This window comes from Psychrobacter raelei (assembly GCF_022631235.3).
In the GTDB taxonomy this organism is placed as follows: Bacteria; Pseudomonadota; Gammaproteobacteria; order Pseudomonadales; family Moraxellaceae; genus Psychrobacter; species Psychrobacter raelei.
Window position 1 is genome coordinate 21,970 of sequence record NZ_CP100399.2, and the last position, 13,533, is coordinate 35,502.

At 48.1% G+C, this 13,533-nt stretch carries 13 protein-coding genes and 1 pseudogene; 9 read left to right on the forward strand and 5 right to left on the reverse strand.

Features of this window, described 5'->3' with window-relative positions; genetic code table 11:
* Window positions 1-46: 46 nt before the first annotated feature.
* Together MN210_RS13205 and MN210_RS13210 are read left to right on the forward strand one after the other, a co-directional pair.
* Window positions 47-244 (forward strand): annotated as a pseudogene (locus tag MN210_RS13205) (heme lyase NrfEFG subunit NrfE); the annotation flags it as partial.
* Window positions 240-1,067, forward strand: coding sequence for a tetratricopeptide repeat protein (locus tag MN210_RS13210; RefSeq protein WP_338412860.1), 828 nt, complete (start codon window positions 240-242; stop codon window positions 1,065-1,067). The pseudogene MN210_RS13205 and the gene MN210_RS13210, both read left to right, overlap by 5 nt.
* On the opposite strand, the gene MN210_RS13215 is transcribed toward MN210_RS13210, so the two are convergent.
* Complete coding sequence (locus MN210_RS13215; RefSeq protein WP_001138082.1) at window positions 981-3,866, reverse strand: Tn3 family transposase; 2,886 nt, start codon at window positions 3,864-3,866, stop codon at window positions 981-983. The genes MN210_RS13210 and MN210_RS13215 overlap by 87 nt on opposite strands.
* 125 nt (window positions 3,867-3,991) lie before the next feature.
* Between MN210_RS13215 and MN210_RS13220 the strand changes: the two genes are divergently transcribed.
* The 5 genes from MN210_RS13220 to MN210_RS13240 all read left to right on the forward strand — a co-directional run bounded on the left by MN210_RS13220 (window position 3,992) and on the right by MN210_RS13240 (window position 8,602).
* On the forward strand, window positions 3,992-4,606 hold the full coding sequence (locus tag MN210_RS13220) for a recombinase family protein (RefSeq protein ID WP_000904906.1): 615 nt from the start codon (window positions 3,992-3,994) through the stop codon (window positions 4,604-4,606).
* Between the two features lie 118 nt (window positions 4,607-4,724).
* A protein-coding gene (locus MN210_RS13225; RefSeq protein WP_223672967.1) for an IS3 family transposase occupies window positions 4,725-5,857 on the forward strand; the annotation gives its coding sequence in 2 pieces (ribosomal slippage) (window positions 4,725-4,977 and window positions 4,977-5,857; 1,134 coding nt in all).
* Between the two features lie 99 nt (window positions 5,858-5,956).
* Window positions 5,957-6,760, forward strand: a complete 804-nt coding sequence (gene aph(3'')-Ib, locus MN210_RS13230; RefSeq protein ID WP_001082319.1) for an aminoglycoside O-phosphotransferase APH(3'')-Ib — start codon at window positions 5,957-5,959, stop codon at window positions 6,758-6,760.
* Window positions 6,760-7,596, forward strand: coding sequence for an aminoglycoside O-phosphotransferase APH(6)-Id (locus tag MN210_RS13235; RefSeq protein WP_000480968.1), 837 nt, complete (start codon window positions 6,760-6,762; stop codon window positions 7,594-7,596). The genes aph(3'')-Ib and MN210_RS13235 overlap by 1 nt, the downstream gene beginning before the upstream one ends.
* A gap of 187 nt (window positions 7,597-7,783) precedes the next feature.
* Window positions 7,784-8,602 (forward strand): hypothetical protein, encoded by an 819-nt coding sequence (locus MN210_RS13240; RefSeq protein ID WP_338412861.1) that lies wholly within the window; start codon window positions 7,784-7,786, stop codon window positions 8,600-8,602.
* Window positions 8,603-8,683: 81 nt separating this feature from the next.
* On the opposite strand, the gene MN210_RS13245 is transcribed toward MN210_RS13240, so the two are convergent.
* The gene (locus MN210_RS13245; protein ID WP_063859363.1) at window positions 8,684-9,580 is read right to left on the reverse strand and encodes an RTG family carbenicillin-hydrolyzing class A beta-lactamase CARB-8; all 897 of its coding nucleotides are present in this window, start codon (window positions 9,578-9,580) and stop codon (window positions 8,684-8,686) included.
* A 233-nt stretch (window positions 9,581-9,813) separates the two neighbouring features.
* Between MN210_RS13245 and MN210_RS13250 the strand changes: the two genes are divergently transcribed.
* Window positions 9,814-10,446: a recombinase family protein gene (locus MN210_RS13250; protein ID WP_255017133.1), complete on the forward strand. Its 633-nt coding sequence runs from the start codon at window positions 9,814-9,816 to the stop codon at window positions 10,444-10,446.
* A 14-nt stretch (window positions 10,447-10,460) separates the two neighbouring features.
* On the opposite strand, the gene MN210_RS13255 is transcribed toward MN210_RS13250, so the two are convergent.
* The 3 genes from MN210_RS13255 to MN210_RS13265 all read right to left on the reverse strand — a co-directional run bounded on the left by MN210_RS13255 (window position 10,461) and on the right by MN210_RS13265 (window position 11,807).
* A complete protein-coding gene (locus MN210_RS13255; protein WP_338412862.1) occupies window positions 10,461-10,763 on the reverse strand; it encodes a helix-turn-helix domain-containing protein in 303 nt (100 codons plus the stop codon).
* A gap of 1 nt (window position 10,764) precedes the next feature.
* The gene (locus tag MN210_RS13260; RefSeq protein ID WP_011954793.1) at window positions 10,765-11,112 is read right to left on the reverse strand and encodes a type II toxin-antitoxin system RelE/ParE family toxin; all 348 of its coding nucleotides are present in this window, start codon (window positions 11,110-11,112) and stop codon (window positions 10,765-10,767) included.
* A gap of 128 nt (window positions 11,113-11,240) precedes the next feature.
* Window positions 11,241-11,807 carry a plasmid replication DNA-binding protein gene (locus tag MN210_RS13265; protein ID WP_255017132.1) on the reverse strand — a complete coding sequence of 189 codons (567 nt, stop codon included), beginning with the start codon at window positions 11,805-11,807 and terminating at the stop codon, window positions 11,241-11,243.
* A gap of 496 nt (window positions 11,808-12,303) precedes the next feature.
* Here MN210_RS13265 and MN210_RS13270 point away from each other — a divergent pair, with 496 nt between their 5' ends.
* A complete protein-coding gene (locus MN210_RS13270; RefSeq protein ID WP_241879195.1) occupies window positions 12,304-13,503 on the forward strand; it encodes an IS256 family transposase in 1,200 nt (399 codons plus the stop codon).
* Window positions 13,504-13,533: the final 30 nt, after the last annotated feature.

Below are 13,533 nucleotides of genomic sequence, written 5' to 3' on the forward strand. Positions count from 1 at the left end.
GCCACAGTAAACTGCAACCGCATTAGAGTAAATAAGGTTAGACCGTATGTTGATTACAGAATTGGGCTATTTTGCCTTGCTTACCGCTTTTGTACTGGCGTTATTGCAGGTAATTCTGCCAACTATTGGTGTTATTCGTAACCAAGTTGCTTGGCAACGACTAGCCCCTAGCCTAGCTTGGGCACAGTTTGCCGCCATGATAACGTCATTTGGCGCTTTGATAGCAGGTTTTTATTATAATGATGTTTTTATCGCTTGAAGCTACCGACTCAGCGATTGAAGCTTTGTCACGCGCTTACCGTCTGTCACCAGACAATGAAGAGATTGCGACCACTTATGCGCAGATTAGCTTTTTTGCCAATAAAGGTCAGCTTGATGCCAGTAGCCGCCGTGTATTACAAGATGTCCTTGCCAAAAATCCACAGCATGAAGGTGCGCAGATGCTAATGGCAATGGGTGAGGCACGTGGTAGTAACTTTGCAGAAGCGCAAGGTTGGATTAAACGCTTACAAGGCAGCATTGTGGCCAAACCAGGTGATCATACTAAAGCTTTAGCAAGCTTAGATGAGTTAAGCAACTACGTTAGCACGCAAGAAAAGCAAGCGCTAGAAGGTATTGACGTGACAGTGAAAATTAACGCTAATTTATTACTGTTAGTGAAAGCTGATGATGTGTTGTTTGTAGCGATACGTGATGTGAAAGGGGGCCCTCCGTTTGCCGCCAAACGTTTACCCATTAGTATTATCAAGCAAGGTGAGGCTAGTATCCGCTTAAGCAATCTTGATGCGATGATGCCAGATCGCACGTTAAATTCAGCTCGTAGTGACAAAACTCAGTTAGCAGTCGTTGCTCGTATTAGTCATAGCGGTAATGCCATAGCAGAATCAGGCGACTTATCGGGTAATCCTATAATGATTAGCGTTGAACAGACTCAGGTTAATGTTGAAGGGGTCGTTTGCGGGAGGGGGCGGAATCCTACGCTAAGGCTTTGGCCAGCGATATTCTCCGGTGAGATTGATGTGTTCCCATCCGAGCGGCGAAACATGGGCCAAGAGATCGGGCGATAGCAGCTTTCCATCGCGTTTCTGGTTTGCAACGACCTCGCCGAGCTTCATGGTGTTCCAGAAGATGATGATGGCGGCGAGCAGATTCATGCCGGCGATGCGGTAATGCTGGCCTTCGGCGGAACGGTCGCGGATTTCACCGCGGCGGTGGAAGCTGATTGCCCGCTTCAGCGCATGATGAGCTTCGCCTTTGTTGAGCCCGATCTGGGCACGCCGTTGGAGTTCGGCATCCAGAATCCAGTCGATCATGAACAGGGTGCGCTCGACGCGACCGACTTCCCGCAGGGCTGTCGCGAGCTCGTTCTGCCGCGGATAGGAGGCGAGTTTCCGCAGAATCTGGCTTGGCGCGACGGTCCCGGCAGCAATGGTGGCGGCGATGCGCAGGATGTCGGGCCAATTGCGCTCGATCATGGCTTGGTTGACCTTTCCGCCGATCAACGCTCGCAGGTGCGCCGGGGCGGCCGACGGATTGAACGCGTAGAGCCGTTTGGATGGCAGGTCGCGGATGCGCGGAGCGAACCGGTAGCCGAGAATGGCACATGCGGCAAAGACGTGATCGGTGAAGCCGCCCGTGTCGGTGAACTGCTCGCGGATATGGCGTCCAGCATCGTTCATCAGCAGGCCATCGAGGATGTAAGGCGCTTCGCTTGCCGTTGCAGGAATCACCTGGGTTGCGAACGGCGCATATTGGTCGGAGACGTGGCTATAGGCTTTCAGGCCCGGGGTATTGCCATATTTCGCGTTGACCAGGTTCATGGCCTCACCTTGCTCTGTAGCGACGAAGAACTGTCCGTCGCTCGAAGCCGACGTGCCCATGCCCCAGAACCGGGCCATGGGTAACGCTGCCTGTGCCTCGACCACCATGGCCAGCGCCCGGTCATAGGCTTCGCCCTCGACATGCCACCGTCCAATGCGGATCAATTCCCAGAAGGTGTGGGTGTTTGTCGCATCCGCCATTTTGCGCAAGCCGAGGTTGATCCCTTCCGCCAAGATAACGTTCATTAGCCCGATCCGGTCAGCGCAGGGTGCTCCTGTGCGCAGATGGGTGAACGCTTCGGTGAAGCCGGTCGCCGCATCCACCTCCAGCAGGAGATCGGTGATGCGCGTGGGCGGGATCTGCTTGTAGAGATCGAGCACCAGATCTTCGGCGCCTGTCGGCGCGGCGGCTTCGAGTTTCTCGATATGCAGAACGCCGTTTTCAATCGACCCGCCCGGGATCGTGCCTGCGCGAGCGGCACGGCCAAGCTCGCGCAACCGCATGTCGAGGCGAGCTTGCCGGTCTGCCAGCCATTCCTCCGGCCGCAATGGCACAGCGAGACGACCGCCTTCCGCGATGGATTGTGCCGGAACGAGTGCGTGTTTCAGATCGCCATAGCGCCGGGACCTAGTAAGCCAGACATCTCCGGAGCGGAACGCATCGCGCAGATGGAACAGCACCGCGATCTCCCATAGGCGAGCGTCGCCAGCCCTCTGGGCCCGAAGGTGGCGATGCCATTTCGAGCTGGGCCGCAAGAAGCTGGTCATCGCGGCATCGTTCAAACCGGTACGAAGGGCCGTCACCGCTTCCAGAAGCGGCAGTGCAACGGGCGCAGCTCGCAGATCGAGCAGGCGCAACATGCGTGGAGCGTATCGGCGGAAGCGGTGATAACCGTCGAGCACATGATTGAGCGGATCGTCGGCCATGGTGGCGGTCAGCCTGGTTGCCATTGCAACAAGGGTTTTTAAGCCGTCCCACCCTGACCCACTCGCGATGACATCGCCCAGCGGCTGGCCATCATCCTGTGCATCGACCAGGGCGCCCCCGATCTCGGCGAAGGATTTCAGGGTGTCACGCACCACCCCCGCTTCGTCTGCGACCTTTGCATGGCAAATACGCTCCGAAGCACGGTAGAGACGGCCGACGATCCGGTCGTGGGTTTCGACCACTGCGTCGGCCAACATCGCCTGCCATTCCGAGACGCAAACAGCCAAGATCGCAAGCCGCCTGTCCTCCGGGAGATCGCGCATGCCGTCGGCATAATACCGTTCACCCTGCCTGCGCAGACGAGTCACCCGATGGGCAGGAACGCCGGCAAGCAGATCCTCGGGGAGATCGATGCGTTGCAGATATTCGAGCCGGTCGAGCAGCCGGTTGGCCGACGAAGAGTTCGAGCCAGGCTCGAACTGGCGCAGCCACACAAAACGGGTCACCCGATCATCAGCCGTCTCCTCGAGCAATGCCAGCAACTGTTCTCGGATCGACATAGGCAGCCGACTGGCGATCCTCGTCTCGATGCGTCGCTCGGCATCGACGAGAGCCGCGGCACAAAGCCGCTCGATCGTGGATGTCGCGGGAAGGACAGTGCGGGTGCGTCGGCACTCGGCTACGAAGCGACGGGCGATATCCTCGTTCGACACCGCCATCTCGGCTTCTCGGAACAACCATTCCTTCAGCTCGCTCGCACCACGTCCGGAGAAGGTGCGGAAGCCGTAGAGCCCCCGTAACTCGGCAAGATGCTCGTGCCGTGTTTCCTCGCGGGCAGCATAGTCTACGAGATCGTCGGCACCCAGGCCAAGCTGCGCTCCGATAAATTCGATGACCTCTGCAGGGATCAGTTCGCCTGGAGCCAGCACCCGGCCGGGATAGCGCAGGACACACAATTGCAGGGCGAAGCCGAACCTGTTGTGAGCGCGCCGACGCAGCCTGATATGCCCAAGGTCTTCATCACTCAGCGTATAGTGCTTGAGCAAATCCGTCTGTGAAGTCGGCAAGCGCAACAGCGCGTCTTTCTGCCGATCGGTTAGAGTGACGCGACGCGGCATACATGTTCCTTTTTCAAAATCTGATAGCGTTCAAGACGCTTTGTTTATGAAGCTGGTTGAGATACATTTCCAGAGGTCAATGCAATCGTGGCCGAAGCGCCGCCTCAAACCAACGTTTGTGATACATGCTGATCGGATATGCCCGCGTCTCCAAAGCCGATGGCTCGCAGTCTCTCGACCTGCAGCACGACGCCTTGCGCGCCGCAGGTGTCGAACGGGACAATATCTATGATGATCTTGCTTCCGGCGGTCGTGATGATCGCCCTGGCTTGACTGCCTGCCTCAAGTCATTGCGTGACGGCGATGTGCTGGTGGTCTGGAAGCTCGATCGCCTCGGACGATCGCTTGCCCATCTGGTCAACACGGTGAAGGAGCTGTCAGACCGCAAGATCGGCCTGCGGGTTCTGACTGGAAAGGGCGCTCAGATCGACACCACGACTGCGTCCGGTCGCATGGTGTTCGGAATCTTCGCCACCTTGGCCGAGTTCGAGCGGGATCTGATCCGAGAGCGCACCATGGCGGGTCTCGCCTCCGCGAGAGCGCGCGGTCGCAAGGGCGGACGAAAATTCGCGCTCACCAAAGCTCAGGTGCGTCTCGCGCAAGCCGCCATGGCCCAGCGCGATACTTCAGTTTCCGATCTCTGCAAGGAACTCGGCATCGAGCGCGTCACTCTCTACCGATATGTCGGTCCCAAAGGCGAGCTCAGAGACCATGGAAAGCATGTTCTCGGACTTACGTAGCAACTCGTTTCTTTTCGCAGGTTGAGCCACAGAGGTGGATCAGGAAATTTGAACAACACTTATAAGTGATATTTTGCTCCCCAAATGATGTTATAAACATCAATATATGGAGTATTTTATGACACGTAGACCAAGAAGAAATCATTCAAATGACTTTAAAGCTAAGGTAGCACTTGCTGCGATTAAAGCAGAAAAAACACTTGCTGAATTGAGTGCTGAATTTGATGTTCATCAAAACCAAATTATTGACTGGAAAAATCAACTGATTTCAGCTTCCTCGCAAGCTTTCGATCAATCAAAAGCTCCAACAGAACCACCCATCGATCTAAAAAAACTACATGCAAAAATCGGTGAGCAGGCATTAGAAATTGATTTTTTAGAAGGTGTGTTGAAGAAACTGGGTCGCTTCAACCACAAAAGTTAATCGATGACTCACTTCAGATTTCAGTATCTAAGCAAGCTAAGCTGCTGAAAGTCTCCCGTGGTTGTTATTACTATCGCCCAAAACCTGTGAGTGAATCAGATCTGAAGCTGATGCGCTGTATGGATGAGTTACATATGCAATACCCTTTTGCAGGTAGCCGTATGATGCGTGATTTATTGAATCGTCAAGGACATCATATAGGACGACGTCATACACGTACTTTAATGAAGAAAATGGGCATTAATGCGTTATATCGTAAACCAAATCTAAGTCAGGCCAATCAAGCTCACCGTAAATATCCATATCTGCTCAAAGGATTGGCTATTCAGCGCAGTAATCAAGTGTGGTCTACGGATATAACGTATATCCCTATGGCAAAAGGCTTTGTTTATTTATGTGCTGTGATTGATTGGCATAGCCGCAAGGTACTTGCGCATAGAGTATCGATTAGTATGGAGGTTACATTTTGCATAGAAACATTAAATGAAGCTATTGAAAAATATGGCCGACCTGAAGTCTTTAATACAGACCAAGGCAGTCAGTTTACCAGTGATGCATTTATTGATGTATTGAAATCAAATGGCATTCAAATCAGTATGGATGGTAAAGGTCGATGGGTTGATAATGTGATGGTTGAACGATTATGGCGGAGCGTTAAATATGAAGAGGTGTATCTCAAAGCCTACAGCAATGTTTTGGATGCGAAGAAGCAATTAAACGCATATTTTGAATTTTATAATTTGAAACGACCTCATTCGAGTCTGGACAAAATGACTCCAGATGAGTTTTACTATGACCAGCTACCACAACAAAATAAGGTAGCTTAACTAGAGCAGAGTATCACTTATAAATAAGCTTTTAGTTGTTCAAACAAGTGGGACCACCTCTCACCTCCGCGCTTCATCAGAAAACTGAAGGAACCTCCATTGAATCGAACTAATATTTTTTTTGGTGAATCGCATTCTGACTGGTTGCCTGTCAGAGGCGGAGAATCTGGTGATTTTGTTTTTCGACGTGGTGACGGGCATGCCTTCGCGAAAATCGCACCTGCTTCCCGCCGCGGTGAGCTCGCTGGAGAGCGTGACCGCCTCATTTGGCTCAAAGGTCGAGGTGTGGCTTGCCCCGAGGTGATCAACTGGCAGGAGGAACAGGAGGGTGCATGCTTGGTGATAACGGCAATTCCGGGAGTACCGGCGGCTGATCTGTCTGGAGCGGATTTGCTCAAAGCGTGGCCGTCAATGGGGCAGCAACTTGGCGCTGTTCACAGCCTATCGGTTGATCAATGTCCGTTTGAGCGCAGGCTGTCGCGAATGTTCGGACGCGCCGTTGATGTGGTGTCCCGCAATGCCGTCAATCCCGACTTCTTACCGGACGAGGACAAGAGTACGCCGCAGCTCGATCTTTTGGCTCGTGTCGAACGAGAGCTACCGGTGCGGCTCGACCAAGAGCGCACCGATATGGTTGTTTGCCATGGTGATCCCTGCATGCCGAACTTCATGGTGGACCCTAAAACTCTTCAATGCACGGGTCTGATCGACCTTGGGCGGCTCGGAACAGCAGATCGCTATGCCGATTTGGCACTCATGATTGCTAACGCCGAAGAGAACTGGGCAGCGCCAGATGAAGCAGAGCGCGCCTTCGCTGTCCTATTCAATGTATTGGGGATCGAAGCCCCCGACCGCGAACGCCTTGCCTTCTATCTGCGATTGGACCCTCTGACTTGGGGTTGATGTTCATGCCGCCTGTTTTTCCTGCTCATTGGCACGTTTCGCAACCTGTTCTCATTGCGGACACCTTTTCCAGCCTCGTTTGGAAAGTTTCATTGCCAGACGGGACTCCTGCAATCGTCAAGGGATTGAAACCTATAGAAGACATTGCTGATGAACTGCGCGGGGCCGACTATCTGGTATGGCGCAATGGGAGGGGAGCAGTCCGGTTGCTCGGTCGTGAGAACAATCTGATGTTGCTCGAATATGCCGGGGAGCGAATGCTCTCTCACATCGTTGCCGAGCACGGCGACTACCAGGCGACCGAAATTGCAGCGGAACTAATGGCGAAGCTGTATGCCGCATCTGAGGAACCCCTGCCTTCTGCCCTTCTCCCGATCCGGGATCGCTTTGCAGCTTTGTTTCAGCGGGCGCGCGATGATCAAAACGCAGGTTGTCAAACTGACTACGTCCACGCGGCGATTATAGCCGATCAAATGATGAGCAATGCCTCGGAACTGCGTGGGCTACATGGCGATCTGCATCATGAAAACATCATGTTCTCCAGTCGCGGCTGGCTGGTGATAGATCCCGTCGGTCTGGTCGGTGAAGTGGGCTTTGGCGCCGCCAATATGTTCTACGATCCGGCTGACAGAGACGACCTTTGTCTCGATCCTAGACGCATTGCACAGATGGCGGACGCATTCTCTCGTGCGCTGGACGTCGATCCGCGTCGCCTGCTCGACCAGGCGTACGCTTATGGGTGCCTTTCCGCAGCTTGGAACGCGGATGGAGAAGAGGAGCAACGCGATCTAGCTATCGCGGCCGCGATCAAGCAGGTGCGACAGACGTCATACTAGATATCAAGCGACTTCTCCTATCCCCTGGGAACACATCAATCTTACCGGAGAATATCGTTGGCCAAAGCCTTAGCGTAGGATTTCGCCCTCTCCCGCAAACGACCCCATTATGAGTGTACGGCATTGATGGCAGGGGTCATCTTTAAGCTGGCTGATTAGACCCACTATGAGAATTAGGATAATAAAAGTGAATAAAATAATATTTTTAGCATTGACGAGTTTAATTTTAAATGGATGCAGTCAAGCTGTTACTACACAGCCACCAATTCCTAAAGTCGTTGAATTACCAAAAGTTAATTCAAAGCCAGTTACGATGAAAGCCATTGATTGGTCAAAAATTGATAAGCCAAATAATCTTATCGTTGATAATTTTCCTAAGGAAGTGATCCAACGCTATCAAATTGATGACGTCATGATGCAAGCCGTTATGTCAGACTCTAAAGTAAGTAAGGAACAAGCGATGAGGATTTTGGCAATGCAAGGCGGGGTTCAAGACGAGGGTGTATTGCAAGGTTTATTTGATCAACTGGGTGACGATCTAGTGGGAGCAAGCTGGGGATTTGCAACATCTGACCAAAAAGGCATTAGAAAAGCTGATAAACCCGTCAGTGATGAAGAAGCTGTTAGAGACTATCGTTTGTTTATTATGACAAAACCCAATGTGAAGGCAGAAATTCATCATTATGTATTTACCAGCAGTGATGCTAAGGATTTTAGCCTTCCGATTCAAATATTACCGACAAATAACCGCTCAGCGGATGAATCAGCGGCTATTTATAGTGATCAAAAAGTGTCTGAAGAAATTACCAGCTTGATTAGAAATAAGTACCGTGGTGAATTGCAAGCAATTGGCTATACCCCTGTCGACCAAACGACAAGCGTGATGATTTTCTTTCCAGAGGGCAAACCTAGTCAAGCTACTTTAGATAAACTAGAGGCTGAATTAGAATCATTAACTAGCTTAGACATATCGATTGAAATACTTGCCGGTAGAATGATTTTCTAGCAGAAACAGTATGCCTATTGTGAACCAATCAGGCTCATTCACTGGTTCGGTTCCCTATACAGGCATCGAACTATAAATAAATCAGTTACGGCTATTCTCCATTAATATTGTCTTCGCTATTTGCTCACCAATTTTTGCAATGACAGCATTTCTTTCTTCAAACGAGGCGTCTGTCTCTGTAATGTATAGAGCGGCTACGATAGGCTTGCGATTTGGAGGCCACATCACCGCAGTAATAGCACGCGACCCATAACCACCAGCGCCTGTTCTATCTGCTACTATCCAGTCACTTGGAACGCCTTTACGAAACAATGCATCGCCAACCTCATTACCTTTAAGCCAAGATTCTAGTTGTTGACGAGATTTGATAGATAGTGTTTCGTCAATTAGTAACTTTTCAAGTGTCGTTACCATTGCAATTGGTGTTGTCGTGTCTCGCTTATCTCCAGGCACCGCTTCGTTAAGTTCTGTTTCCCAGCGATCAAGGCGCGTAGTATCGTCGCCAATGGAACGCAAAAATTTCGTTAGAGCCTTAGGTCCACCAATCGCTTGTAGAATAAAATTGGCAGCTGAATTATCACTGGTTGATAATGTGGCCTGACACAGCTCTGCGAGCGACATCCCTTTTTTACCCACATGTTTTTCTGTTACAGGTGAGTATGTAACGAGATTGCTTTCAGAGAATCTCACAACTCTATCAATTCTTTCTTTACCTAGATCAACTCTTTGAAGAACGTTTGCACAGGCAAGTGTTTTAAAGGTACTACTTAGAGGAAAACGTTCATTAGATTTATGTTCCCAACGTTTTCCCGTTTCCAAATCATGCACAGCTAGACCAATTCTAGCGCCTAATTCAGTTTCAGCATTGGTAACCGCTTCAAGTACTGAGTCTGTTGCATTAGCATTTAATGATAGCGTGAGACATAAAAAAGTAATTACTACGCTAAAAAAACTAGCCTTGTGTTTACGTACGTCCATGATGAGTTAACTTTCCTTTTGGATCAAATTTTTAGATTATATAATATGTAATTAACAAGTATATTTAATAGCATAATTATATCTCATTCATTATTAACTTAGCTTATTTTGGATTGTTGATTTTAGGGTATACCCTAGTGGAACCACCTAAAAACGCCTTATAAAATATTAATAGACCACCTAAAATAGACTGATATAGTAGAACTACTTATAACAGACTATTTTGGGTGTTTATGTTTATTAGAGCCTACCTTCGTGCCTCAACCAAGGATCAAGACGCCAATCGTGCTAAAGATGAACTTATTGCTTTTGCTAGAGAGCATGGCCATAAAATCGCAGCATTCTATACTGAGAACGAGTCAGGAGCGACGCTAGAACGTCCACAGCTCATGCAGCTCATTGATGATGCCTCTGAGGGCGATGTGATCTTAGTTGAACAGATAGACCGTTTGGCACGTTTAAATCAAACTGATTGGGATACCTTAAAGAGAAAACTATCAGCCAAACGTCTTTCTGTGGTGTCTAAAGAGCTTCCAACGTCATATATGGCATTACAACAGGGTAATAGCTCGGAGTTTATGGAAAGCGTACTACGCTCTATAAATGACATGCTACTTGATATGCTGGCAGCCATTGCCAGAAAGGATTATGAGGATAGACGTAACCGTCAAATGCAAGGTATTGCACGCGCTAAAGCTCAAGGTAAATATAAAGGGCGGGGGAAGGACATGGAAAAGCGTAAAATTATTGCCAGTCTTCTAAAATCAGGCCACAGCTACTCTGATATTCAACAGACTGTGAAGTGTTCAAGACAATTGATTGCTGAGGTTTCAAAGGCATCAAAGCCAATATCCTCCTCTATATAATCTGAAGAATATATTCAGACAGTAAAGCCAATATGCTTCCCCGTTGGCAGCTCCACATCAATACGAAGCTTACCACCCATGGCTTCAACATATTTTTTCATGGTTGAGATTTTAAGGTCATTGCCACGGTTTTCTATAGCAGATAGTGAAGGCTGCTTAATACCCAAAGTTTGAGCAAGTTCTTTTTGAGAGATTTCAAGCTCCTCTCGGATGCGGTAGAGTTGGTTTTCCAAAAATAGCTGCTCGGCCAGTTGCTGAATACGCGCCTGGCTGTCTAAAGAGCACTCTGCTAATAGCTCTTGTAATGTCTTAGTCATGTTATAAATCCCCCAAGGTTTTAAGGTGATACTCATACTGCTGATCGGCTGTGGCTAGCATTTCTTTATAAAAGCGCTTGTTATTACCCTTATCACCGATACAAAGTACAATCGCTTGCCTTTTCGGATCAAATGCGAAAAAGGCTCTCAGTGGTTTACCTCGATGCTGGACCCGAAGCTCTTTCATGTTGGTAAACTTTGAGTCATATACAGTGTCCACTAAAGGGCGCCCTAGGCTTGGGCCTTGCTGCTGTAAAACCACTAAAGCGGCAAGCACCTTCTCTTGTGTCGATTGATCTTGCTGATAAAGCCAATCATTGAATAGATCGGTTGTGATGACAGTCCACATATAAAACCATAATATAGATTATAGTCTATATACTACTCCTAATAAATGCTCATGACAACTGTGATACTTAGCTACTCTTTAACAAGTAAAGGTTTTGCTCGTTAAAACCTAACTATCCATGAGAGCATTTACAAAGACAAGCTCCACCATCTTTTCTTGCCCTTAGTGTTGATAGCTTCTTGATTAGTAGCAGGTTTTGAATTTGACTCAGAACTTACTATTTCACTGTCTCCCTGATTGTCCTTGGAGTTGTTTTCGTCTTGAGAGATGCTCGATCCTGATAAGCTACCTTTCATCTCTAATAGCTTAGTTTGTGCAAAGTCCTGAATACTAGCATTCGCTTTGTCCAAGCTCTTACTTAACTGGTCAATTTGCTTTTGGTAATTTTCAACCAACTGCTTGTGATGATCCACCTGCTGCTGCAGGTGGACGTTTTTTAGTTTTTCCATCTCTAATTCATGTTTTAGCTGAACGTTTTCCTGTTCAGCTTCACTGTTCACTGGCGTCCATTGGACATTATTTTCATTTTGTTCAGTACGTTCAGTGCTTGGTGGGTTCCCAAACACCCGTAACATTTCAGTAGTATCGATTTTCTTGTCTGAATTTCTTGAAAGCTCGCCATCATCTATCTTTTTGTAGATTGTGGTCCTTGATACACCCCATCTTTTTGATGCTTCTGATACTGATATGTTCACATAGCCTCTCTTTGTTCAATGATGTCCTCTGATGTATACCTAGTACAGTATCATAGTTGTTCTAGATGGTTGTCCAATTTCACCGAAGGGCATATACTAAAACTACCTAAAAAGGGTTCAATTAACATCCTTATACTTTGTTATAGCCTCTAATAAAGGGGCATAAATTTAGGTTTAGCCTAAACTAAAAATGGAATAGCTCATATCCCATAAGATATGAAGTAAAATTATAACGGGACAAAAATATGCGCCAGAAAAAACAAATGACCAAACTTAAAAAATTTAAGAATACTAAAGATGCTATAAAGATTGCAGAAAAGATACAACTGGTTCAGATCAGGATGCTATTCATAGCTATCCTTACTATTTTATTAATAGGGTTAGGCATTAGTTTTATAAGAAATTGACATACAAAAAAACCGCATTTTAAAAAATGGGTAGTGTTCAAAATTCTGTGTCATTCCCCTAAACTATGTAAAAAACAAGGAATGACACCATGCAAAACTTTGACTTTAACGAAGCCTTAAAAGGCATTCAAGCAGGTAAACCTATCACAGGCAGTGACGGGGTACTTGCCCCACTCATCAAACAGCTCACCGAAGCTGCCTTAAATGCCGAAATACAAAGCCACCTTGAACAAAGTTCTACAAGCAACCGTCGTAACGGTTACAGCAAAAAGACCGTCAAATCAGCGGCGGGCAGCTTCGAGCTTGAAACGCCACGAGATCGTAACGGTGAATATGAGCCTGTGTTGGTCAAGAAACATCAAACTAAACTCACCGCTGAGATCGATAGCCGCATCCTATCGCTATTTTCTCATGGCATGAGTTACCGTGACATACGCCACCACATTGCTGAGATATACCAACTTGAGGTCTCAGAGGCGACCATCAGTAGCATCACTGATGAGCTGATACCGCAGCTTAAAGCATGGCAATCTCGTCCACTCGACAGCGTTTATCCGTTTGTCTGGCTTGATGCGATTTACTACAAGGTCAAAGACGAAGGACGCTATGTCAGCAAAGCCATTTACACGCTATTAGCACTTAATACCGAAGGCAAAAAAGAACTCATTGGTCTGTATTGCTCTGAAAGCGAAGGGGCAAACTACTGGCTATCTGTGCTCACAGATTTACACAATCGTGGCGTACAAGATATTCTCATCGCTTGTGTGGATGGCCTAAAGGGTTTTCCTGAAGCCATCAATGCCATTTTCCCCAATACAGAAGTACAGCTGTGTGTGATTCACCAAATCCGTAATAGTATCCGTTATGTAGCTAGTCGTGATCAAAAAGCCTTTATGCGCGATTTAAAGCCTGTTTATAAGGCAGTTAATAAGGAGTCAGCTGAACTGGCTCTTGATGATTTAGAGGCTGTTTGGGGCGATCAGTATCCGGCGGTGATTAAGTCTTGGCGGGACAAGTGGCATTTACTATCTGCCTATTTTAAGTATCCTGAAGCAGTCAGAAAGCCTATTTATACCACCAATGCGGTGGAAGCGGTACATCGTCAGTTTCGTAAACTTACTAAAACCAAAGGCGCTTTCCCGAATGAAACCAGCTTGCTCAAATTGTTGTATGTTGGTATGTTAAATGCCAGTGCCAAGTGGACGATGCCGATTCGTAATTGGGGACAGACGATGATGCAGCTGTCTATCTATTTCCCTGGTCGATTAGATTCGGTGATGCGTCTTTAATTTAGTTGACACAGAGTTTTGAACGCCCTC

Excerpts from the sequence above, each read along its gene's own strand:
- MN210_RS13245 (WP_063859363.1), bottom strand. The coding sequence starts at position 9,580 with ATGGACGTACGTAAACACAAGGCTAGTTTTTTTAGCGTAGTAATTACT.
- MN210_RS13260 (WP_011954793.1), bottom strand. The coding sequence starts at position 11,112 with ATGTGGACTGTCATCACAACCGATCTATTCAATGATTGGCTTTATCAG.
- MN210_RS13210 (WP_338412860.1), top strand. The coding sequence starts at position 240 with ATGATGTTTTTATCGCTTGAAGCTACCGACTCAGCGATTGAAGCTTTG.
- MN210_RS13270 (WP_241879195.1), top strand. The coding sequence starts at position 12,304 with ATGCAAAACTTTGACTTTAACGAAGCCTTAAAAGGCATTCAAGCAGGT.
- MN210_RS13215 (WP_001138082.1), bottom strand. The coding sequence starts at position 3,866 with ATGCCGCGTCGCGTCACTCTAACCGATCGGCAGAAAGACGCGCTGTTG.
- MN210_RS13220 (WP_000904906.1), top strand. The coding sequence starts at position 3,992 with ATGCTGATCGGATATGCCCGCGTCTCCAAAGCCGATGGCTCGCAGTCT.
- MN210_RS13255 (WP_338412862.1), bottom strand. The coding sequence starts at position 10,763 with ATGACTAAGACATTACAAGAGCTATTAGCAGAGTGCTCTTTAGACAGC.
- MN210_RS13235 (WP_000480968.1), top strand. The coding sequence starts at position 6,760 with ATGTTCATGCCGCCTGTTTTTCCTGCTCATTGGCACGTTTCGCAACCT.
- MN210_RS13250 (WP_255017133.1), top strand. The coding sequence starts at position 9,814 with ATGTTTATTAGAGCCTACCTTCGTGCCTCAACCAAGGATCAAGACGCC.